The following is a 20,812-nucleotide window of genomic DNA, read 5'->3' on the forward strand; positions in this document are numbered from 1 at the left end:
GAAGGTACTGCCGAGAGAGCGACCGTTCAGCACCAGGCGGCGGGGCGCTCCAGGTGGTCGGAGACCGAGCAGTCGTCCTCGAACACCAAGAAGCGGTCGAAGCCGCGCAGGAACCAGCGATCGTGGGTGACGGCGACGACGGTGCCCTTGAAGCCGGCGAGTCCGGCTTCGAGAGCCTCGGCGGAGACGAGGTCGAGGTTGTCGGTCGGCTCGTCGAGCAGCAGCAACGTGGCACCGGAGAGCTCGAGCAGCAAGATCTGGAACCGAGCCTGCTGACCACCCGAGAGCGTCTCGAACGGCTGGTCGGCGCAACCCTGCAACTCGTACCGGCGCAGCATCGCCATGCCCGGCCCGCGCACCACATCGTGACGGTGGAGGATGTCGGTCAGCGTGTGCCCGATCCACGTCGGATGCTCGTGGCTCTGGTGGAAGAGGCCAGGCACCACGCCGGCGCCGAGCCTCACCGAACCGTCGTGGGCGACGGTGTCGTCGCCGTCGAGCATCCGCAGGAAGTGGCTCTTGCCGACACCGTTGCCGCCGAGCACGGCCACCCGCTCGCCGTACCAGATCTCGGCGTCGAAGGCGTCGGTGAGGCCGTGCATGCTGAGTTGCTCGACGGCGATCGCCCGCTTGCCGGTGCGGGCGCCGCGCAGGCGCATCTCCACCCGCTGCTCGCGCACCGTCGAAGGCTTCTCGTTCTTGTCGAGGAACTGGCGCAGCTTGCTCTCGGCGGCCTTCAGCTTCGGTGCGAAGCCGTCGGAGATCTTTGCCCGCCTGCGCATCTCGATGACGATGCCCTCCAGCCGCGAGCGCTCGTCCTCGTAGAGGGACAGGTTGTGCTCGCGGCGTTCGAGGTGCGCCTGGCGAGCGTCGTGGTAGCCGGCGAACCCGCCGCCGTGGGTCCACGCCCCACTCGCCTCGACCGTGATCACCCTCGTCGCCGTGGCTGCCAGCAGCTCACGATCGTGGCTCACGTAGAGCACGGTCTTCGCCGTCGCCGCCAGTTCGGCCTCCAGCCATCGCTTGGCCGGGACGTCCAAGAAGTTGTCCGGTTCGTCCAGCAACAGCACGTCGAACTCGCCGCGCAGCAACACCTCGAGGGCCAGCCGCTTCTGCTCGCCGCCGGAGAACTTGCGCAACGGGCGGTCGGCGACGTCGCGGAAGGCGGTGCCCGTCGCGCGGGTGGCGCAGGCGTCCCAGAAGACCTCGTGGTCGTAGCCGCCGACGTCGCCCCATGCGGCGAGGGCGTCGGCGTAGGCCATCGGTTCGGTGGCGGCGACCGCTTCGGCGGCGCTCAGGCGGGCGGCGGCGATCTTGATCCGTTCGGGGGCGAGGGACACGAAGAGCCCGCGCACCGTCGAGGGGGCGTCGGGTGTCGCGCCGGCGGTGCCGACGAGCTGGCGCATGACGCCGACGTGACCGTCGACCGAGATGGTTCCCGACGTGGGGCTTAGCTCTCCGGCAACCAGGCGCAAGAGGGTGGACTTGCCGACGCCGTTCGCGCCGACGAGCGCAGCTCGGTCGCCGTTGCCGACGGTGAAGCTGACGTCGCGCAGCAGCTCCGCCCCTCCCGGGCGGCGCCAGCCGACATGGCTCACCTGGATCGAACCCACGGGGATGGCAGGCTAGGCAACAGCGGGCGCCGCAGGCGGGCGAGTTACGGGCGCACCGGGGCGGGGCGATCCCGATGGCGCCGGATCGGTGGCTCGCTACACTCCGCCGGTGCATCTGGAGAGGTGCCGGAGCCAGGTTGAACGGGACGTCCTGCTAAGACGTTGACCGCCGAAATGCGGTCCGTGGGTTCAAATCCCACCCTCTCCGCCATTGCCGTGTGGCGAGACACCGGCAACCCCCCGTCGTGCCCCTTCGTTCTCGGTCGGATGAGTCGCGCTATGTGTCACAAATCCGACCGAGAACGCGGGGAGACCGATCGTCGAGGGAAGGCGCGCCATGTCGCTTCGCTGACGGACGTGTTGCATTTGTATGACGACCGGAGTAGACAAGTCCCTCGTTCAGCGTGACGAGGCAGCTCTTGCGCATCGCCTCGTGCTCGATTCGTCCCGGGTGGTGGTGGCACCGCCCGAGCGAAAGAGGGACCAACGTTCATGTACGAAGACCTGACGACGCCGGTTCGACGGCCCCGGGCCCATGGTGGGTCCGCCGGGGCCGTGCCCGTCGCCATCGCCCCCCGCCAGCGTGATCCGCTGTGGACCAGGGTCGGCATCATCGTCCTCGTCGGCGTGCTGGTCGCGCCGGTTGCCGCCGCACTACGGGGATCGAGCAGCGCCGTCAGCGCCGAGTCCGCCGGTGGCGCGATCGCCATCGTGCATCCTGCTGGAGCGGCGTCGACGCCGACGTCTGACGCCGCGGCCGTCGTCCCCACCGAAGCCGCCGCCGCGGCGGGCACCGACGCGCAGGCCGCCGCCGGGTCGACCCCGGCCGAGGCTGCTGGCGCGGTCGAGGACCTCGCTCGTGCCACGCCCGCCGCCGCCCCCTCCATCGACGCGGTTGCCGAGGTGGCGGTGCCGCAGCAGGCTGAGGCCGAGCGCGACGACACCTGCTCGCTCACTTACGTCGTCGTCGCCGGCGATTACTGGCTCGGCATCGCCGAGCGGGCCGAGGTGTCCGGCTACGAGCTGGCCACCGCGAACGGCGTCTCCCTCTCCGACGCGCTGTACCCCGGCGACGTGCTCTGCCTGCCCGCGGGAGCCCGCTACCCGGTGCCCCCGCCGCCCGCCACCACGCAGCCGCCGGGGACGCCGGCGCCTACGGCGCCGCCGACCACGCAGGCACCTCCGACGACTGCCGCCCCGCCGACCACCGATCCACCGTCGACGACCGAGCCTCCGACCAGCTACACCGCCGACGAGGTGAAGGACATCATCCGCTACGTGTGGCCCGACGACCAGGAGCAGAAGGCGATCGACATCGCCTGGCGGGAGAGCAACTGGAAGCCGTGGGTGTACAACGGCTGGTGCTGCTACGGCCTGTTCCAGATCTACTGGAACGTCCACAAGAGCTGGCTCGACGAGGTGGGGGTGTACAGCTCGAGCGACCTGCTCGACCCGTGGCTCAACTCCAAGGCCGCCTACATGTTGTACCAGCGCTCCGGCAACAGCTGGGGCCCCTGGGGCGGCTAGCGGCGGCCCGCGCCGGGTTTCGTTCGCAGGACCCGACGCCTAGACTGCCGCTCCGCACAACCAGGCGCTGGTAGCTCAATGGATAGAGCACTTGACTACGGATCAAGCGGTTGGGGGTTCGACTCCCTCCCAGCGCGCCAACCAATTACCTGGTCAGCTTGTGATCGGGACCTTGGTGCCCTTTGGTGCAGCGGCCTTCTTCGGTAGCGGCACCTTGATCTCCAGGATGCCGTTCGTGTACGAGGCCCTGATCGCGGCCTCGTCGACGCCCTTGGGCAGTGCCACCGTGCGCTCGAACGAGCCGTAGCGGAACTCGGAGCGCTTCGTCGATCCGCTCTCCTCCGACGACTCCTGCCGGCGCTCGATCTTCAAGGTCAGCAAGCCGTCGTGCACCGTGATGTCGGCGTCCTTGGCCGGGTCGATGCCGGGTGCCTCGGCCCGCACGATCCACGCGCCGTCCCTCACCACCTCTTCGACCGCGACGTCCTCCAACAAACCTGGCAGCCGCAGGTTCTCACCGAGCAACGGCCACAGCTCACGGCCGATCATGTCCCGGATGAACCACGGCCAGCGCTCACGCACGACCGCCGAATTCGGCAGCGCCCGGACAGCGGGTGCCTTCTCGGTCGGGACGGGGGTGCTCCCGCTCGTTCCCTTCTTCTGCGTCGCCATCGCACACACCTCCCTCGTTACGTATCCACGCGACTCTTCGCGCCGATGGCCCCTCGATGCAAGTACTGATTTCCGTCGCCGGTGAGGGAGAAACGTCCCTACCGCCAGCGCCGGGGTCTACGCGAAGATGAACATGGCACTAGTTGTTCGCCACCAGCCCGGGAGGTTCCTCGATGGACATCCATGCCAAGGTCGGTGACCAGGTCGTGGTCGACCACATGGAGCTCGGCCACCCGCCGCGCAAGGGCGAGGTGCTCGAGGTGATCGGCACTGGTGAGGCGGTGCACTACCGGGTCCGCTGGGACGACGGGCACGAGTCGGTGTTCTACCCCGGCCCGACGACGCACACGGTGCACCCCGGCGCCGGTCGCGACTAGCTCTCCGGCGGCCGGCCCGCGGCGTCGTCTCCGTCGTCGTCGGGTCGGTGTTGGTTGCGCCAGCGGATGAGGGCGCGGAGTCGGTCGAGGTCGTCGATCGGTCTCACGGGTTGGGGTTTGACCTGGTGGTGGTCGCTGACGTCGGGGTGGCGGTTGTGGAAGGCGCACAGCAGCCTCCCGTTGAACTGGCTGGTTTCGCCTTGCTCGCTGTACGGCACGATGTGATCGACGTCGCAGCGTTCGACGGTCTGGTAGCAGCCGGAGGTGTGTTGGCAGCGGCGGTCGCGGACTTCGATCGCGCGGCGTAGGGCGCCGGTGAAGCGTCGTTTGTGGGTGATGGCGATGACGGTGGTCTTGTTGTCGAAGATCACCGATTCGACCAGTGCGTCGTTGACCAGTCCGGCTGCTTGGCCGGGGGTGATCACCGTGCCGTTGGACAACTCACACATGTGCCGCAACGTCTCGTCGCCGACGAGCACGGTGACAAGTGGGCGTTGGCGGCCGGTCTTGGACGCGGCTGATCGTTTGGCCATCTCCACCAACGCCGCCGCCCGCCGCTGCGTCGCGGTTCTCACCACCAGTTGCGCCTTGTCGGCCAGCAGCAACTGGCGCTCCAGGCGGTTGAGCTCGTTGGTGAACACCGCCCCCGACACCGCGTCGAGCTGGCCGTTGATCACCACCGTGCCATCCAACGTCGCGGACGCGTGCAACGCGTTCGCGCTCACATTGCGTTCGGCCTCCTCCTCGGCCGCCGCGGCGTCGGCGCGTTGACGCCAGTACTTGACCAGCCGTTCGGCGTCGGGGAACGGCAACCGGGCGCATTGATCGACGAGCCATTGCTCACTGTCGGCGAACGCCGCTTGGCAGGGTTCCTTGCGCGCCTTGGCGAACAGGTACACGTGATCCAACGACAACCGACCGGCCTCGATCGCCGCGGCGGTCTTCGTCATCACGGCAAGATCCCGCGCCCTCGCGATCTCCACCCGCGCCGAGTGCGTAGAGGTGTTCGTCTCCCGCGCCAGGCGGTGGGCGGGGCTGCGCGACCCGTCCGCGGTCCACACCCCGCGGGCGTCCCAACGGTGCGTCCATCGCGCTGCGACCACGCCCAAGCGGGCTCTCAGCCGCGCCATCGCGACGACCAGATCGTCCAGCTCGGCATCGGCGAGGCCGTCTGGATCCAGCTGGCTCAGGGCGTCGACATCGGCGCTCAGCGCCTCGAACTCGGGCCTTGCAACCCCGGTGACCCTTTCCACAAACCCAAGCCTATACGAACGTATGTTCGTGCCACAACCCCGAACGCGAAATGGTTCTTGAGTCTGGGAGATCGAATGCGGGTCAGTGCGGGGCGTCGGTGAGCGGCACCGGCCAGTGCCCATCGGCGTGGGCCTCGACCCGGCGTTGGGTGTCGATGCAGGCGTCGGTGAGCTTGCGGCCGAAACCGGGCATCATGCACGCGGTGTGGCCGTCTTCGATCAGGTTCACGTGGCTGTGCGGGATCGCCGAGGCCATCCGGAACTGAGCTGCCGGCTGGATGGCCGCGTCCTTGGTGGTGACGAGAACCGACGTGGGGATGTCGATGTCGTGGATCCAGCCCTTCGACGAATAGGTGGCGATCGCCTGGCCCGCTTCGAGCATCAGACGGAAGCTGTGCCGGGACATCTCACGGCGCGCCCAGTCGACCATCTTCGCGTCGCCGCCGCGCGGTGGGGTGACGTTGAGCACCCGCCGGGCGATCCCCGCCGGGATCCACCCGCCCACCAATGCACCCGCCCGGGTGGTGCCGGCCAGGATCTGCGTCGTCGCCGCGAACGTGTACCTAGCGCGGTTGCCGGGGAAGAAGTCGGCTCCCGTGGCGCAAAGGACGAGGCCGTTGACCATCTCGCGATGCCGCTTCCACAGCAGCTGCGCCACGGGGCCGCCCATCGAGTACCCGACGGCGATCACCGGGCCGGTGTCGAGCGCGTCGAGCGTCGCCGCCACGTCGTCCGCGCAGTCGGCGAGGGTGAAGCGCCGCCGGCTGCGAATGCCGCGGCCATGGCCGCGCAGGTCGGGAGCGATCACGCGGAAGTGGTCCGAGAGCGGTTCGAACGCCTGGTGCCAGTTCAATGCCGCCGTCGCTGCCCAGCCGTGGAGGAGCAGCACCACCGGGGCGCCGGGTGGTCCCTTGATCGTGCGGACGAACGTCGTGCCGCGCTTGCGCAGCACGATCTTCGAACCGCGCGGGATGTGCTGTGGCGGCTCCGGGCGCCACTTGGCCGGTTCTGCCGAAGTCGGTTCCGGCGACGTCTCGGGAACCTCGATGGTTGCCTGCAACATGGGACACCACCCCCCTTTTCACACAACGTACGCCGCAGCGGTCCCTGCTCAGCGCATCGTGGCCAGCTCGGCGAGGATGCGTTCACGCACCTTGTCGCGCAACTCGCCGACGTCGTGCGTCCCGAGGCCCTCCGTGCTGACCGGTTCGAGCACGCGCACCTCGGCTGTGGCGTCGCCGAGGCGCCAGTCGTGTTTGCGCAACGCGGTCTTCGTGCCATGCACGGCGAGCGGCAGGATCGGCACACCGGCATCGATGGCCAGCTTGAACGCACCGTCCTTGAACGCCTTCACCTCGCCGTCGGGGGCCCGCGTGCCCTCGGGAAAGACCATCACCGAGACACGCTTGTCGAGCCTGTCGCGACATTGGCGCAGGGCTTCGACGCCGCTCTCCCGGTCTCCCCGGAGCAGCGGGATGTCGCCGGCTAGGCGCATCATCCAACCGACGACAGGGATCTTGAACATCTCGATCTTGCTCAGCCACTTCATCTCCATCGGTAGGTGGGAGATGAGCAAGATGTCGACGAAGCTCTCGTGGTTGGCGACGACGACGTACGGGCGTCGCGGGTCTGAGGGCACCTTTCCGGTCACCTTGAAGTGCCACAGCGGGGTGAGCGTCTGGTGCGCGACCGCCAACTTGCGGAACAGCAAGCCGGCTGCGTACCTGCCGGGATCGAAGGGTGCGGTGACCAGGCGCACGATCGCCACCATCGGCAGCCACAACAAGACGACGACGCCGAGCACAAACCAGCTCCAGATCGAGAGCACGGAACGGATGAGCATCCCCCCGCGAAGCCGCTGTCGCCGCGAGGGCCGATCGCTGTCAGACGCATCCACCGCGCCACTTTCGCGCGGCCGGGCAGAACCGGCCCACTCGTGCGCGTGGCGCCTCTAGGCGAGGGTCAGCGGCTCGGCGGTGAGCGACACGACGGCGACCGGTTCGGCGAACCCCTTCAGCTGGCGCCTCCCTGCTGCCTCGACCCTGTGGTGCGTGGCTGCGGCGAGCGACACCTCGGGCGTGGCCAGGACCTCACCCGGCACGGCCGCGTCGGTGAGGCGGGACGCGAGGTTGACAGTCGGCCCGTAGTAGTCGCCGCTGCGGGCCAGCACCGGTCCGTACGCGAGCCCGCCGCGCGGCGTCAGCGCAGGGGAGGCGCCGAACGTCTGCAGGAGGGCGACGGCGATGTCGCAGCCGGTGCTCGCCTCGACGGCGACGAACATCACCTCGTCGCCGATCAGCTTGACGAGCCGTCCCCCGAGGTCGGTGATCAGGTCGTGAGCGGTGGCCTCGAACCGGGCGACGAGGTCGGCCAGGCCGGCGGGATCGAGCTCGGATGCCTTCGGGGTGAAGCCGACGAGGTCGACGAAGCCCACCGCCATCCACACCGTCGGGCTCGGCCCGGCGGGCGCTGCCGCCTGCCGCGAGCGTGAGACGGCCTGGCCGAGGTGCAGGCGGGTGTACAGGCTGAACACCGAGGTGAGACCATCGGCCAGCTCCATCGCCTCGGCCCCTTGCTTGGCGAGCTCTAGCTCTCCTGCCCCCGCAGTGCGCATCGGGTTCTCGACGTCGTGGAGGAACAGCGCGTTGGCGGCGTCGGCGATCCTCGCCGCAGACGAGCCGACCACCCGCAGGAGCTGCATCAGCGCGCTCCACGAGAACAGCTTCGAGGCCCGGATCAGTGTCGCGAAGGCGTCGACGTCGGCTTCTTCGTAGACCGCTACGTCGGGTCCGACCGGGGCCAGGCCTGCGGCACGGCGCACTTCGATGAGCTGTTCGACGTCGAGACCCGTCCGCTCGGCCATGTCTTTCGTGGTGAGGACAGTGCGGCGGGCACGCAAGGAGTCGACCGGCATCGCGTGGAGACTCGCCGTGGTGGCCGCGGTGCGCATCTCGTCGATGCCGAAGCCGATCTCCGTCAGGTACTCGAGCAGGGCGAGGCGGTCGGCCGACCCCGGCGCGTCAGGGTCGTACAGCCCCGCCTTCTGGTAATCGTCGACGGTCGATGAATCGTCCACCGGGTTCAGCGTACGGTGCCGACGGCGCCCGGACGTATGGTTGGCCCAGTGACGACGCCCCGCGAGACCGACCAGATCGACCGCTTGCTCGCGGCGGCGCTGGCGGCCCAGCGGCACTCGTACTCGCCGTACTCGCACTTCCCAGTCGGCGCCGCCATCCTCACCCCGTCGGGCGCGGTCTACGCGTGCTGCAACGTGGAGAACGCCGCCTACCCGCAGGGGGTGTGCGCCGAGGCGGGCGCCATCTCGGCGATGGTCGCCGGCGGCGAGCGCGAGATCGTGGCGGTGCTGACCGTGTGCGATGGGCCGACCACGAGCACGAGCTGCGGAGGATGCCGCCAGAAGATCCGCGAGTTCGCCACACCGCTGACGCGGATCTACGCCGCCGGACCGGAGGGCATCCGCCTCTCGTACACGATGGACGAGCTGCTACCTGATTCGTTCGGGCCCGAGCAGCTCGAGGGTTTCGTGTCGTGAACGACGAATCGGCCGCCGTGGCCAGGCGGGCACTGGCGCTGATCGACCTGACCGACCTCGGCGACAGCACCCCGGCGGGGATCGACGCGCTGTGCGCGAGGGCGGCGTTCGGCCCGCATGGCTCCACCGCGGCGGTGTGCGTGTGGCCGGCGTTCGTCGAGCAGTGCGCCCGTCTGCTCGCCGGCACCGGCGTACGTGTCGCCACGGTCGTCAACTTCCCCGAAGGCGGCACCGACGTGGCCGGCACCGTCGCCGAGACCGCCGCCGCGTTGGGTGCCGGCGCCGACGAGATCGACCTCGTGCTGCCATATCGGGCTTTCCTCTCCGGGCGTCGCCAAGCCGCCGCCGAGATGGTCGCCGCGGTACGGGCGCAAGCGCGACCTCCGGCACTGCTGAAGGTGATCCTGGAGACGGGCGCCTACCCGAACCAGCGCGAGATCGCCGCGGCCGCCGAGCTCGCCATCGAGCAGGGCGCCGACTTCGTGAAGACGAGCACCGGCAAGACCGAGCAGTCGGCCAGCCCGGCCGCGGCGGCCACGATGCTGCAGGTGATCCGCGCCAGCGGCCGGCCGGTGGGGTTCAAGCCTTCCGGGGGGATCCGGACCGTCTCCGACGCGGCGGTGTACCTCGGGCTGGCCGACGAGATCATGGGCCCCCATTGGGCATGTCCGGCGACGTTCCGGTTCGGCGCGAGCGGGCTGCTTGACGCGCTCGAGGCGGCGATCGAGGGGCTGGCGCCGAACGACGAGGGCGAGCCGGCGTCGTATTGACGAGCCGGGGAGAGGAGGCAGTGTGCTGCCCCAAGAGCTGATCCGGACCAAGCGCGACGGCCGCCCGCTCGACGCGGCCGACATCGAGGCGTTCGTGGGCGGCCTCGTCAGCGGTGAGGTCACCGAGGGCCAGGCCGCGGCCTTTGCGATGGCGGTCTTCTTCCAGGGCATGGACGTCGGCGAGCGGGTGGCGCTAACCCGTGCGATGACCGCCAGCGGGTCGCAGCTCTCCTGGAAGCTCGACGGCCCAGTGCTGGACAAGCACTCCACCGGCGGCGTCGGTGACACCGTCAGCTTGATGCTGGCCCCGATGGTCGCCGCCTGCGGCGGGTACGTGCCGATGATCTCGGGCCGCGGTCTCGGCCACACCGGCGGCACCTACGACAAGTTCGAGAGCATCCCCGGGTACAGGGCCGCGCCGAGCATGGCCGAGTTCCGCAAGGTGGTCGCGAAGGTGGGGTGCGCAGTGATCGGTCAGACGTCCGACCTCGCCCCGGCCGACAAGCGGCTGTACGCCATCCGCGACGTCACCGCGACGGTGGAGAGCATCCCCCTGATCACCGCTTCGATCCTCTCGAAGAAGCTCGCCGCCGGGCTCGACGGGCTGGCGATGGACGTGAAGTTCGGCAGCGGCGCGTTCATGACCGACCACGACGACGCGCGGGCTCTCGCGCGGAGCATCGCCGACGTCGCCGCCGGTGCCGGCCTGCCGACGACGGCGTTGCTCACCGACATGGACCAGCCGCTCGCGCCCGTCGCCGGCAACGCGCTCGAGGTGGTGGCGGCGATCGACTACTTGACGGGTGCCAGCCGGCCCGGACGCCTGCACGAGGTGGTGCTCGCCCTCGGTGTCGAGATGTTGCTGCTCGGGCGCCTCGCTGCTGGACGCCGCGCAGCCCGCAGCCAGCTCCAGCGCGCGCTCGACTCCGGTGACGCGACCGAGCGGTTCGCCCGCATGGTGCACGCCCTCGGCGGCCCGCGCGATCTGGTGGAGAAGCCGTGGTCGCACCTCGAACGGGCAAAGGTGATGGTGGAGGTGCTTCCGGAGCGCGCCGGCGTGGTCGCCGGCGTCGACGCGCGCGCGGTGGGTATGGCAGTAGTGGAGCTCGGCGGGGGGCGCACCCGGCCCCAAGACGACGTCGACCACGCAGTCGGCCTGACCGAGCTGGCCGAAGTGGGCGACGCCGTCGGCCCCGAGCGCCCGCTCGCCGTGGTCCACGCGCGCAACGACGCGGCCGCGCAGCGGGCTTCGACGGCGGTGCGGGCCGCGTACCGCGTCGGCCGCCAGGCGCCGCAGCTTCGCCCGGCGGTCGGCGAGCGCCTGGTCGGGCGCGCCCAAGGCGGTGCGAAGACCCGTCGTTAGGTGAGGTGACGCACGATCTGCAGCGGAGCGTCGGGGCTGGGCCGCACCGTGGCCGAAGCGCTGGCCACCGCTACGCGCTCACCGTCGAGGGCGAAGACGACGCGCATCGAATCGATCTCGGCGTGCAGGCCCATCAGCCAACCGACGCGGGCGAGAACGTCTCCCAATCGGTCTGCCTGGGCGCCCGAGGGACCGCACACAGCAGTCACCATCCCGGTCAGCTCGACGTCGGAGAGCGGGGCGATGGCCACCATCGGCTCGCCGCCCATCGGCGAAGCGACCTCGATCACCGGTCCGAAGGCGGCGTCCTCGCGCCCCTCTACCCGCAACCCGGGTGCGTCGAGGGGTAGCCCCTCCTCGGCGACGGGGATGCCGGCTGCGGCGAGGACCGCCACCACCTGATGCTCGGTCAGCTCGCCGCCCTCGGGCAACTCGGCGAGTGCGGCCTCGAGCGCGGCTCCCGTCAGGGCCGGGTCGAGCCCGTCGGGGGAGACCTCGACGCTGCGCGGCGGGGGAGCCCAGTGGCGGGTGCCCGCGGCGAGGTCGGCGGCGGCGTCGAGCAGCTCATCCACCGACTCCGCCTGCACGGCTGCGCTCTGCCGGCAGAGCGCGCTGAGCTCGGGCGACGGCGGAGCGAGGAGGACGATCGGCTTCACCTGGCCGACGCGCTTGGCCAGCCGCGCGAATCGCCGCGGGTTCCCGAACGAACCGACCGCGAGCACGATCACCTTGGTGCGCTCGTCCTCGACGAAGTGCTCGAGCAGGTCGTTGCCCGACACGTCGGCCTTCTCACCGGGCCCGACGAACGCCGACACCCCGAGGCTGCGCCGTTCGATCCCGTCGAGCACCTCTTCGGCGTTCGAGCGCGGGTTCGCGAACACCCCGATGTCACCGGCCGTTAGCGGTTGACGCCCGGGCAACAGGTGCAGTGCGACGGCCGGATCGGTGTTGGCGATGCCGGTCGCGTCGGGACCGACGACGCGCATGCCGTGTCGGCGCGCGAAGCGGACCAGCTCGCGCATCGGCGGCTCGGCGTCGGCGGGGCGCGGGTCGAGGAGCAGCACCGCGGTTGCCTCCCCGGCCGCGGCGGCGTCAACGACCGAGTCGACGACGTCGGCGGTGCCGGTGGCGACGACGAGGTCGACCTCGCCTGCGCTGTCGGCCGGGTCGGCGAGCACCGCGCCCGTGAATCCGCCGGCGGTGAGCGTTGCCCGAGCTGCCACGGCGCTGGTCTCGTCGCCGACCACGGCCACCACACGCGGGTGGAGCAATCCGGCGATGCTGGCCACGGTCGCTCGGTGGTCACGCTCGGCGCGCAGCGCCTCGGACTCGTTCGTCGGCAGAATGCCGAACGACACGCCGAACACACCGCCGTCGAGCCGCTTCTTCACCTGGAACCCGGCCCCGGCGAACACGGCCAGCATGTTGCGGTTGTCGACGAGCGTCTCGGCGGTGAAGCGATCGATCCCGTGCTCGGCGGCGATCACGCCGAGGTGCTCGAGCAACAACGTGCCGAGGCCGCGACCCTGCATCGCATCGGCGACGGTGAAGGCCACCTCGGCCGCGCTCGGATCGTCGGGGTCGCGGTCGTACCGGCCGACGGCCACGATGCGGTCGGCCGATTCGGCGACGAGCGCGACCCGGTCGACGCCGTCGACGTTGGTGAACTTGGTCACCATCTCCGGTGTCAGCCGGGGCAGCGGTGTGAAGAACCGCATCAGCCGGCTCTCGACGCTGAGCTCGGAGTGGAATTGCGCCAGCTCCTCGGCGTCGGAGGGCAGGATCGGGCGGATCCGCACCGCCTGTCCGTCGGCGAGCAGTGCATCGACGTCCCACGCAGTCACGACCGAGAGCGTACGGGCTTTCGGGCTGGGGCGACCTCTGGCGGAGGGGTCGTTCGACCCTTGGCGGCAAGGAGTTCGTGCCGTTACCTGGGTAGGGCCAGGGAGAGGAGGCCGATGTCCGCCAAGGCTGCACCCGCCGGTTCGGCGCTGCCGATCGGGCGAGCGATGGTGCTCGACCGCCAGAGCGTCGGCACCACCCGGGCATTGCTGGCGGAGGAACGCACCCCGCCGAGAGCCGGCGAGGGCGAGCTCCTCGTCGCGGTGACCGCTTGCGGTGTGTGCCGCACCGACCTGCAGCTGTGCCGAGGCGATCTCGCCGCTCGCCACCTGCCGGTGGTACCCGGGCACCAGGTGGCCGGCGTCGTGGTGGAGGCCGGCGAGGGAGTGAGCGGCTGGGACCGCGGCGACCGTGTCGGCGTGGCGTGGATCGCCGGCACGTGCGGGACGTGCCGGTTCTGCACCAGTGGGCGGGAGAACCTGTGCGTGGCGGCGCGGTTCACCGGGTGGGACCGCGACGGTGGCTTTGCCACGCACCTCACGGTCGACGCCGCGTTCGCCCACCGGCTGCCGGACAGCTTCGACGACCTGGCCGTGGCACCGCTGCTGTGCGGCGGAGCGATCGGGTACCGGTCGCTCGGCGTGGCCGGAGTGGGGCCGGGTCGCGGCGGACGACTCGGCCTCTACGGGTTCGGGGCATCGGCCACCCTCGTCATCCAGATCGCCTGCCACTGGGGATGGGACGTGTTCGTGGCCACCCGCTCCGAGCGCGAGCAGCAGCGTGCGCGGCGGCTGGGGGCGGTGTGGGCGGGTAGCTACGACGAGGTGCCGCCCGCCCCGCTGGACGCCGCGATCACGTTCGCGCCTGCGGGTGAGGTGGTGGTGCGCGCGCTCGAAGCCGTCGACCGGGGTGGCACGGTGGCGATCAACGCCATCCACCTCGACCGGGTCCCCGAGCTGCGCTACGACTCGCTGTGGTGGGAACGCAGCCTGCGCTCGGTGGCCAACGTCACCCGTGACGACGTGCGCGAGATGCTGCGCCTCGCCGACGAGATCGGCGTAAGGCCCGAGGTCGACGTGCTGGCGCTCGACGACGCCAACGAGGCGCTCGACCGGCTGGCCGCCGGCCACGTGTCCGGAGCCGTCGTGCTGAAGGTGGGGCGATGACGACGCCCGGCTTGTCACGCCCCCGCCAGGTTCCGAGCCTGCGCTTTCTCGGCGCGGCGGGCACCGTGACCGGCAGCAAGCTGCTGCTGGAGCTCGACGGCAGCGCGGTGCTCGTCGACGCCGGGCTGTTCCAAGGCAGTAAGGAGCTGCGCCTGCGCAACTGGGAGCCGCTCGGCGTCCACGCCGCCACGGTGGACGCGGTCGTGCTCACGCACGCCCACCTCGACCACTGTGGCTACCTGCCGCGGCTGCATCATGACGGCTTCGCGGGTGACGTCCACGCCACGGACGCGAGCATCGAGCTCGCGTCGATCGTGCTGCCCGACTCCGGCCATCTGTCGGAGGAGGAGGCCGGGCACGCCAACCGCTACGGGTGGTCCAAACACCGCCCGGCGCTTCCGCTGTACACCGAGCAGGAGGCGATCGAGTCGCTCGGGCTGCTGCGCGAGCTGCCGTTGCACACGAGGCGCGAGGTGGCGCAAGGGGTGACGGTCGAGTTGTTGCGGGCGGGGCACATCCTCGGCTCGTCGATCGCGCGTGTACAGATCGGCGACACGACGATCACGTTCAGCGGTGACCTCGGCCGTCCTTCCCATCCGCTGCTGCTGCCGCCGGAGCCGATCGGCGACACCGACTGGATCGTCGTCGAGTCCACCTACGGCGACCGACTGCACGATGAGCAGCACGCGCTCACCGAGCTGCGCGACGTGCTGCGTCGCACCGTCGACCGCGGCGGCACGGTGGTCATCCCGGCGTTCGCGGTGGACCGCACCGAGGTGCTGTTGCACCACCTCGGCCGTCTCCACGACGAAGGAGAGCTACCGCCGGTGCCGGTCTACGTGGACAGCCCGATGGCGCTGGCCGCGCTCGGCGTCTATCGCGAAGCGATCGCCGCGCGCTCGGACGAGCTGCGCCCGGAGATCCTCGACGACCCGACGCCGTTCCTAGAGGACCGCGTGACCGAGGTGTTCGACCCCGAGGCGTCGAAGCGGGTGACGGCCTCGGCCGAACCGAAGATCATCGTCTCCGCCTCGGGAATGGCCGCTGGTGGCCGGGTGGTGCACCACCTGGCCCGCTTCCTGTCCGATCCGGCGAACAGCGTCGTCCTCGTCGGCTTCCAGGCCGAGGGCACGCGGGGGAGGGCTCTCGTCGACGGTGCCCGCGAGCTGAAGATCTTCGGCCAGTACGTGAGGGTGCGCGCCGAGGTGGCGTCGCTGCCCTCGTTCTCCGTGCACGCCGACGCAGCCGAGCTCGTCGCGTGGTTGCGGACGGCCGAGCGCCCGCCGCGAGGGGTGTTCATCGTGCACGGCGAACACGCGGCGGCGAGGGCGCTGCACGACCGCATCGAGGGTGAGCTGGACTGGACGGCGGTCGTGGCCAAGCACGACGAGCTGGTGCGGTTGTAGTTCAGCCGGCGAGCGAGGCGTGGGCCGCGAACACGATCGCGGCGCCGCGCAGGTCGCCGAGGGTGCCGTCGCCCATGCGGTTCATCATGTAAGCGACGGTCATCTTGGCGTCGAGGTCGTTGACCACGATCGAGCCGCCCCAGCCGCCCCAGAAACATGTCCTCTCGTTGGGGCTGAGCGGCGTGGCCGACGAGTTCAGGCCGTAACCGATGCCGAGGCGCACCGGCAGGCCGAGCACGAGGTCGGTGGCGAACGACTGCTCCTCGAAGATCCGGGCCACGGTGGCCTCCGACAGCAGCCGTACGCCGCGGGCCTCACCCCCGCCGGCGATCACCGATTGGACGGTGGCCACCGAGCGCGCGTTGCCCTGGCCGTTCGCCGCAGGGATCTCGGCCCGCCGCCATCCCGGCTCGAGGGCCATCTCGGCGCTCATCATCGGGTTGGAGAAGCTGCGCCAGGCGACGCTCTCCGGGTCGATCTCGGGCGGAAGCGCCTGCGCGGGCGGGATCACCGGGGCGACGCGGTGGTCCTCGGACTCGGGCAGCCCGATGTAGAAGTCGGCGCCGAGCGGGCCGGCGATCTCGGCCGCGAAGAACTTCCCCAGGCTGGTCCCGGTGACCCGGCGCAAGATCTCACCCTCCAAGTAGCCCTGGGTGATGGCGTGGTAGCCGCTCTGCGTGCCGGGTTCCCACCACGGAGCCTGTGCGGCGAGCCGTGACGTGGCGAGCTCCCAGTCGAATAGGTCGGTCGTGGCCATCGGCTGTTCCCAGCCCGACAACCCCGCGGTGTGGGCCATCACGTGACGCACGAGCACCCCGTCCTTGCCGTTCGCCGCGAACTCCGGCCAGTACTTCGCGACCGGGGCGTCGAGGTCGATCTGGCCACGGTCGGCGAGCACCAGCATGCACAGCGCAGCCATCGTCTTCGTCGTCGACCACACGTTGACGAGGGTGTCCTCTTGCCATTCCGTCGTGCGCTCGGGGGTGGTGTGCCCGCCCCAGATGTCGACGACGAGCTCGCCGTCGAGGGTGATCGCGACGCTCGCGCCGACGTCGCCTTGGAACTCGAAGTTGGCGTGGAAGGCGTCGCGCACGGCGGAGAAGCGGTCGCTGCAGAACCCGTGGATCTCTGTCATCGGCGCGACAGTACGCTCGCATCGCGATGTCGCTGCGCGCGCCTCACCTCACCGCCAAGCTGCAGGGCTTCGGCACGACGATCTTCGCCGAGATGTCCGCGCTCGCCGCCTCGACGGGTGCGGTCAACCTCGGCCAGGGATTCCCCGACTACGACGGCCCGCGCGAGGTGCTCGACGCCGCCATCGCCGCCATCTCCGAAGGCCAGAACCAGTACCCGCCCGGCATCGGCGTGCCGGTGCTGCGCGAGGCCATCTGCGAGCACCAGCAGCGCTTCTACGGCCTCACCTACGACGCCGACACCGAGGTGCTCGTCACCACCGGCGCCACCGAGGCACTGGCGGGCGCGTTGCTCGGCCTGCTCGACACCGGTGACGAGGTCGTCCTGCTGCAGCCGATGTACGACAGCTACCAGGCGTGCATCGCGCTCGCGGGTGCGCTCACCCGGCCGGTCACCTTGCGGCCGCCCGCGTACGCGCTCGACCCCGACGAGCTGCGCGCGGCGATCACTCCGAAGACGAAGCTGATCCTGCTCAACAGCCCCCACAACCCGACGGGCTCGGTGCTGTCCACGGACGAGCTGCAGGCGGTAGCCGACCTGGCGGTGGAGCACGACCTGATCGTCGTAACCGACGAGGTGTACGAGCACATCACCTTCGACGGCGTGCGCCACGTGCCCCTCGCCACGCTGCCCGGCATGCGTGAGCGCACCCTCGTCATCTCGAGCGGCGGCAAGACCTTCAACACTACGGGGTGGAAGGTCGGTTGGATCTGCGGCCCGGCAGCGCTTGTCGCCGCTGCGCGAACGACCAAGCAGTTCCTCACGTACGTCTCGGCGGGGCCGTTCCAGCCGGCGATCGCCGCGGGTCTGAAGCTGCCCGACGCCTACTTCGGGGAGCTCGCCGCCGATCTGCAGTCGAAGCGCGACCGCCTGGTGCGCGGGCTCGACGAGGCCGGATTCGTCGTGTTCGAGCCCCAGGGCACCTACTTCGTCACCGTCGACATCCGCCCGCTCGCCCCCGACGGGGACGGGTTCGCGTTCTGCCGCCGGCTCCCGGAGAGCTGCGGTGTGGTCGGCGTGCCGAACGTCGTCTTCTACGACCGGGCTTACCAGGCGGAGGGCCGCCACCTGGTGCGGTTCGCGTTCTGCAAGCGTCACGAGCTGATCGACGAGGCCGTGTCCCGCCTGAAGGCGCTGGCCTGATGCGCATCGCTGCGATCCAGCACGACACGCGCTGGGACGACCGCGCCGCGAACTTCGAGCACCTCGCGCCGATGGTTGCCGGCGCGGCCGATCTCGGGGCGCGTCTCGTCCTGCTGACCGAGATGTTCTCCACCGGCTTCTCCGTCGGCGGCCAGATCGCCGAGCCCGAGGACGGGCCCTCCGCGCAGTTCCTGCGCGACCAGGCCCGCGAGCACGGGCTGTGGATCGGCGGCTCGTGCCCCGAGGTGCCCCCCGGCGACGACCCGCGGCCGTACAACAGCTTCGTGCTCGCCGCGCCCGACGGCACCTTGCACCGGTACCGCAAGATCCACCCGTTCACGTTCGCCGGCGAGCACGAGCACTTCCGCGCCGGCGACCAGCTGGTGACGGTCGATGTCGAAGGGCTGCGCGTCAGCCTGTTCGTCTGCTACGACCTCCGCTTCGCCGACGAGTTCTGGCAGCTCGCCGCGGACACCGACGTCTACCTGGTGCCTGCCAACTGGCCGGAGAGCCGTCGCCTGCACTGGCAGGCGCTGCTGCAGGCCCGGGCGATCGAGAACCAGGCGTACGTCGTCGGCTGCAACCGGGTGGGCTCTGGAGGCGGCCTCGACTACACCGGCGACAGCCGCATCGTCGACCCCCTCGGTGAACTGCTTGCCACCGCCGCCCGCACCGAGACGATCCTCACCGCCGACGTCACGGCCGAACACGTCGCGAGCGTGCGCGACAAGTTCAGGTTCCTGCCCGACCGCCGCTGATCATTCATGTCTCACGGGTGATACAGTCACGTCGTGGCTGAGGCGACGGTTCGGGAGCTGCGGAACAAGGGCGGCGAGGTGCTCGACCGCGTGCTTGCGGGGGAGCGCATCACGGTGACTCGCGATGGCAAGCCCGTGGCCGAGCTTCGACCCCTACCTGGCGGCCGGCTGTCGGCCGAAGCGCTCCTGGAGCGGTTCCGGCGGCTGCCTCACGTCGACCCCAAGCGCTTCCGCACCGATGTCGACGCCGTCATCGACCAGAGCATCTGAGCCATGGCGGCAGGGATCCTCGACACGAACGCGATCATCCTGCTCGAGCACCTCGACGCCGACGACCTCCCGTCCGAGCCGGTGATCACCGCGGTGACGCTTGCCGAGCTGTCGGTCGGTCCCCTCGTGGCGACGAGCAGCAGAGAGCGTGCTGCCCGTCAGGCCCGGCTTCAGGAGGTCGAGGCGGCGTTCGAACCGCTGCCGTTCGACGCGGCGGCCGCGCGTACCTTCGGCGGCGTCGCCGCAGCGCTGCGTCGCTCCGGGCGCAAGCCGTCGGCGCGGGCGTTCGATGCGCTCATCGCCGCGACGGCCATCGCCAACCACCTCCCGCTGTACACCTGCAACCCGCGTGACTACGCAGGCATCGAGGGTCTCGAACTGGTGGCGATCCCTCATCCTGCCTGACCGCCGTCGATCGGTCTCGCCTGCAGGCTGACGAGGAACCCCCCCGGCGTCTCCTGCTGGCCGACCTCGGTGAAGCCGAGGCGTTCGTGGAAGGCGAGCGAGCCGTCGTTGCGGGGGCGCAGGTTCACCTCGAGCGTGAACCACTCCCTCCCTGCCGAGCGCCGTTCCACCTCGGCGTAGAGCGCAGCTCCGATGCCCCTGCCGCGGAACCGCGCGTCGACGGCGACGCGGTCGAGGTACACGAACTCGCGGTAGCGCTCGGTGAACCACCTGAAGTTGACGCTCCCGTAGTCGGCGCCGGGGGCGATGACCAGGCAGAAGCCGGCCACCTCGCTGCCTGCCTGCCCGGACGGGTCGGGCACCGCCGCGACCAGCGCGTGCAGCGACTCGTCGACGATGTCGCTCAGCAGCTGGCGCGTCGCGTCGCCGACGGCCGGGACGTTCGCCTGGTTGAGGGCATGCACGGCGCCGAAATCGGCCTCGGTCAGGTCGCGCACCACGACTTCGGGCCGGTCGCCGAACTCCATCGAAATGCACGGTAACGGGCCGGTACCGTGGCGTCGATGGCCACCCCCCTGATCCACGCGCGCGGCTTGGTGAAGCAGTTCGGGGACTTCACCGCCGTCGACGGCGTCGACTTCGACGTGCAGCAGGGAGAGGCGTTCGGCTTCCTCGGCCCGAACGGTGCCGGCAAGAGCAGCACGATGCGCATGATCGGATGCGTGTCGCCGCCGACGAGTGGCACGCTGCGCGTCTTCGACCAGGACCCGACACGCCACGGCCGCGAGATCCGCGCCCGGATGGGGGTGGTGCCCCAGACCGACAACCTCGACTCCGAGCTGACGCTCACCGAGAACCTCGTCATCTACGGGCGCTACTTCGACATCCCCCGGGCCGAGTGCCGGCGCCGGGCGGCGGAGCTGCTCGACTTCGTGCAGCTCACCGAGCGCGCGGAGAGCCGCGTCGACCCGTTGTCGGGGGGCATGAAACGTCGGCTGACCATCGCCCGCTCGCTGATCAACGAACCCGAGCTGCTGCTGCTCGACGAGCCGACGACGGGCCTCGACCCCCAGGCCCGCCACATCTTGTGGGACCGCCTGTACAGGCTGAAGCAGCAGGGTGTCACGCTCGTGCTCACCACTCACTACATGGACGAGGCCGAACAGCTCTGCGACCGGTTGGTGGTGATGGACGCCGGGCGCATCGTGGCCGAGGGCTCACCGCGCAGCTTGATCGAGCGCTACTCCACCCGCGAGGTGCTCGAGCTGCGCTTCCCCGCCGGCACCAACGGCGACTGGGCGCCGATGCTCGGCGGCCTCGGTGAGCGCCAGGAAGAGCTGCCCGACCGGGTGCTCGTGTACGCGCACGACGGCGACGCGGTGTTGGCCGAGGCTCACGGGCGAGGCGCCGAGCCGGAGAGCGCGCTCGTGCGGCGCAGCACCCTCGAAGACGTGTTCTTGCACCTGACCGGGCGCTCGTTGGTGGAGTGAGGGGTCCACG

The 20,812-nt window shown here is 70.4% G+C and carries 21 protein-coding genes and 2 tRNA genes; 14 read left to right on the forward strand and 9 right to left on the reverse strand.

What is annotated here, in order from left to right; genetic code table 11:
- Positions 1–26: 26 nt before the first annotated feature.
- Positions 27–1,613 carry an ABC-F family ATP-binding cassette domain-containing protein gene (locus IPM43_08015; GenBank protein ID QQS23429.1) on the reverse strand — a complete coding sequence of 529 codons (1,587 nt, stop codon included), beginning with the start codon at positions 1,611–1,613 and terminating at the stop codon, positions 27–29.
- Positions 1,614–1,730: 117 nt separating this feature from the next.
- On the opposite strand from IPM43_08015, the gene IPM43_08020 reads away from it, so the two are divergent.
- The 3 genes from IPM43_08020 (at position 1,731) to IPM43_08030 (ending at position 3,280) form a co-directional block, all read left to right on the forward strand.
- Positions 1,731–1,824: transfer RNA gene (locus IPM43_08020), tRNA-Ser, on the forward strand.
- Between the two features lie 344 nt (positions 1,825–2,168).
- Entirely contained in the window at positions 2,169–3,140 is a 972-nt protein-coding gene (locus tag IPM43_08025; protein ID QQS23430.1) for a LysM peptidoglycan-binding domain-containing protein, read from the forward strand.
- Positions 3,141–3,204: 64 nt separating this feature from the next.
- Positions 3,205–3,280, forward strand: a tRNA-Arg gene (locus IPM43_08030).
- A gap of 13 nt (positions 3,281–3,293) precedes the next feature.
- On the opposite strand, the gene IPM43_08035 is transcribed toward IPM43_08030, so the two are convergent.
- On the reverse strand, positions 3,294–3,812 hold the full coding sequence (locus IPM43_08035; protein QQS23431.1) for an Hsp20/alpha crystallin family protein: 519 nt from the start codon (positions 3,810–3,812) through the stop codon (positions 3,294–3,296).
- 179 nt (positions 3,813–3,991) lie between these two features.
- On the opposite strand from IPM43_08035, the gene IPM43_08040 reads away from it, so the two are divergent.
- Positions 3,992–4,189 carry a DUF1918 domain-containing protein gene (locus IPM43_08040; GenBank protein ID QQS26379.1) on the forward strand — a complete coding sequence of 66 codons (198 nt, stop codon included), beginning with the start codon at positions 3,992–3,994 and terminating at the stop codon, positions 4,187–4,189.
- Here IPM43_08040 and IPM43_08045 read toward each other — a convergent pair.
- The 4 genes from IPM43_08045 to IPM43_08060 form a co-directional block, all read right to left on the reverse strand.
- Positions 4,186–5,442, reverse strand: a complete 1,257-nt coding sequence (locus tag IPM43_08045) for a DUF222 domain-containing protein (protein QQS23432.1) — start codon at positions 5,440–5,442, stop codon at positions 4,186–4,188. The two genes, IPM43_08040 and IPM43_08045, sit on opposite strands and share 4 nt — an antisense overlap.
- Positions 5,443–5,524: 82 nt before the next feature.
- Positions 5,525–6,505 carry an alpha/beta hydrolase gene (locus IPM43_08050; protein QQS23433.1) on the reverse strand — a complete coding sequence of 327 codons (981 nt, stop codon included), beginning with the start codon at positions 6,503–6,505 and terminating at the stop codon, positions 5,525–5,527.
- A 48-nt stretch (positions 6,506–6,553) separates the two neighbouring features.
- Entirely contained in the window at positions 6,554–7,279 is a 726-nt protein-coding gene (locus IPM43_08055) for a 1-acyl-sn-glycerol-3-phosphate acyltransferase (protein QQS26380.1), read from the reverse strand.
- Positions 7,280–7,393: 114 nt separating this feature from the next.
- Positions 7,394–8,518 (reverse strand): hypothetical protein, encoded by a 1,125-nt coding sequence (locus IPM43_08060; GenBank protein QQS23434.1) that lies wholly within the window; start codon positions 8,516–8,518, stop codon positions 7,394–7,396.
- Positions 8,519–8,554: 36 nt separating this feature from the next.
- Here IPM43_08060 and cdd point away from each other — a divergent pair, with 36 nt between their 5' ends.
- The 3 genes from cdd to deoA are packed head-to-tail and all read left to right on the forward strand — an operon-like array spanning position 8,555 to position 11,128.
- Complete coding sequence (gene cdd / locus IPM43_08065) at positions 8,555–8,995, forward strand: cytidine deaminase (protein QQS23435.1); 441 nt, start codon at positions 8,555–8,557, stop codon at positions 8,993–8,995.
- Entirely contained in the window at positions 8,992–9,765 is a 774-nt protein-coding gene (deoC, locus tag IPM43_08070) for a deoxyribose-phosphate aldolase (GenBank protein QQS23436.1), read from the forward strand. The genes cdd and deoC overlap by 4 nt, the downstream gene beginning before the upstream one ends.
- A 22-nt stretch (positions 9,766–9,787) precedes the next feature.
- On the forward strand, positions 9,788–11,128 hold the full coding sequence (gene deoA, locus IPM43_08075) for a thymidine phosphorylase (GenBank protein ID QQS23437.1): 1,341 nt from the start codon (positions 9,788–9,790) through the stop codon (positions 11,126–11,128).
- Here deoA and IPM43_08080 read toward each other — a convergent pair.
- Positions 11,125–12,972, reverse strand: coding sequence for a GNAT family N-acetyltransferase (locus tag IPM43_08080; GenBank protein ID QQS23438.1), 1,848 nt, complete (start codon positions 12,970–12,972; stop codon positions 11,125–11,127). The genes deoA and IPM43_08080 overlap by 4 nt on opposite strands.
- A gap of 165 nt (positions 12,973–13,137) precedes the next feature.
- Between IPM43_08080 and IPM43_08085 the strand changes: the two genes are divergently transcribed.
- Together IPM43_08085 and IPM43_08090 are read left to right on the forward strand one after the other, a co-directional pair.
- Positions 13,138–14,136 (forward strand): zinc-binding alcohol dehydrogenase family protein, encoded by a 999-nt coding sequence (locus IPM43_08085; GenBank protein ID QQS26381.1) that lies wholly within the window; start codon positions 13,138–13,140, stop codon positions 14,134–14,136.
- Positions 14,133–15,542, forward strand: a complete 1,410-nt coding sequence (locus tag IPM43_08090) for an MBL fold metallo-hydrolase (protein QQS23439.1) — start codon at positions 14,133–14,135, stop codon at positions 15,540–15,542. Before IPM43_08085 ends, IPM43_08090 begins: the two co-directional genes overlap by 4 nt.
- Position 15,543: 1 nt before the next feature.
- On the opposite strand, the gene IPM43_08095 is transcribed toward IPM43_08090, so the two are convergent.
- The gene (locus IPM43_08095) at positions 15,544–16,677 is read right to left on the reverse strand and encodes a beta-lactamase family protein (GenBank protein QQS23440.1); all 1,134 of its coding nucleotides are present in this window, start codon (positions 16,675–16,677) and stop codon (positions 15,544–15,546) included.
- A gap of 26 nt (positions 16,678–16,703) precedes the next feature.
- Between IPM43_08095 and IPM43_08100 the strand changes: the two genes are divergently transcribed.
- Genes IPM43_08100 through IPM43_08115 form a run of 4 tightly spaced genes read left to right on the forward strand, consistent with a single transcriptional unit; the run spans position 16,704 to position 19,312 of the window.
- Positions 16,704–17,879 (forward strand): pyridoxal phosphate-dependent aminotransferase, encoded by a 1,176-nt coding sequence (locus IPM43_08100; GenBank protein QQS23441.1) that lies wholly within the window; start codon positions 16,704–16,706, stop codon positions 17,877–17,879.
- A complete protein-coding gene (locus IPM43_08105; protein QQS23442.1) occupies positions 17,879–18,637 on the forward strand; it encodes a carbon-nitrogen family hydrolase in 759 nt (252 codons plus the stop codon). Before IPM43_08100 ends, IPM43_08105 begins: the two co-directional genes overlap by 1 nt.
- A gap of 33 nt (positions 18,638–18,670) precedes the next feature.
- Entirely contained in the window at positions 18,671–18,907 is a 237-nt protein-coding gene (locus tag IPM43_08110; protein QQS23443.1) for a type II toxin-antitoxin system prevent-host-death family antitoxin, read from the forward strand.
- A 3-nt stretch (positions 18,908–18,910) separates the two neighbouring features.
- On the forward strand, positions 18,911–19,312 hold the full coding sequence (locus IPM43_08115) for a type II toxin-antitoxin system VapC family toxin (GenBank protein QQS23444.1): 402 nt from the start codon (positions 18,911–18,913) through the stop codon (positions 19,310–19,312).
- On the opposite strand, the gene IPM43_08120 is transcribed toward IPM43_08115, so the two are convergent.
- On the reverse strand, positions 19,300–19,839 hold the full coding sequence (locus tag IPM43_08120) for a GNAT family N-acetyltransferase (protein QQS23445.1): 540 nt from the start codon (positions 19,837–19,839) through the stop codon (positions 19,300–19,302). The genes IPM43_08115 and IPM43_08120 overlap by 13 nt on opposite strands.
- Before the next feature lie 36 nt (positions 19,840–19,875).
- On the opposite strand from IPM43_08120, the gene IPM43_08125 reads away from it, so the two are divergent.
- On the forward strand, positions 19,876–20,802 hold the full coding sequence (locus IPM43_08125; GenBank protein ID QQS23446.1) for an ABC transporter ATP-binding protein: 927 nt from the start codon (positions 19,876–19,878) through the stop codon (positions 20,800–20,802).
- Positions 20,803–20,812 lie beyond the last annotated feature (10 nt).

Source organism: Actinomycetota bacterium, assembly GCA_016700055.1.
Classification (GTDB): Bacteria; Actinomycetota; Acidimicrobiia; order Acidimicrobiales; family Ilumatobacteraceae; genus Kalu-18.

Coding starts and splice junctions, on each gene's coding strand:
- IPM43_08035 (QQS23431.1), bottom strand. CDS start 3,812: ATGGCGACGCAGAAGAAGGGAACGAGCGGGAGCACCCCCGTCCCGACC.
- IPM43_08050 (QQS23433.1), bottom strand. CDS start 6,505: ATGTTGCAGGCAACCATCGAGGTTCCCGAGACGTCGCCGGAACCGACT.
- cdd (QQS23435.1), top strand. CDS start 8,555: ATGGTTGGCCCAGTGACGACGCCCCGCGAGACCGACCAGATCGACCGC.
- IPM43_08085 (QQS26381.1), top strand. CDS start 13,138: ATGGTGCTCGACCGCCAGAGCGTCGGCACCACCCGGGCATTGCTGGCG.
- IPM43_08090 (QQS23439.1), top strand. CDS start 14,133: ATGACGACGCCCGGCTTGTCACGCCCCCGCCAGGTTCCGAGCCTGCGC.
- IPM43_08095 (QQS23440.1), bottom strand. CDS start 16,677: ATGACAGAGATCCACGGGTTCTGCAGCGACCGCTTCTCCGCCGTGCGC.
- IPM43_08100 (QQS23441.1), top strand. CDS start 16,704: ATGTCGCTGCGCGCGCCTCACCTCACCGCCAAGCTGCAGGGCTTCGGC.
- IPM43_08105 (QQS23442.1), top strand. CDS start 17,879: ATGCGCATCGCTGCGATCCAGCACGACACGCGCTGGGACGACCGCGCC.
- IPM43_08115 (QQS23444.1), top strand. CDS start 18,911: ATGGCGGCAGGGATCCTCGACACGAACGCGATCATCCTGCTCGAGCAC.
- IPM43_08120 (QQS23445.1), bottom strand. CDS start 19,839: ATGGAGTTCGGCGACCGGCCCGAAGTCGTGGTGCGCGACCTGACCGAG.
- IPM43_08125 (QQS23446.1), top strand. CDS start 19,876: ATGGCCACCCCCCTGATCCACGCGCGCGGCTTGGTGAAGCAGTTCGGG.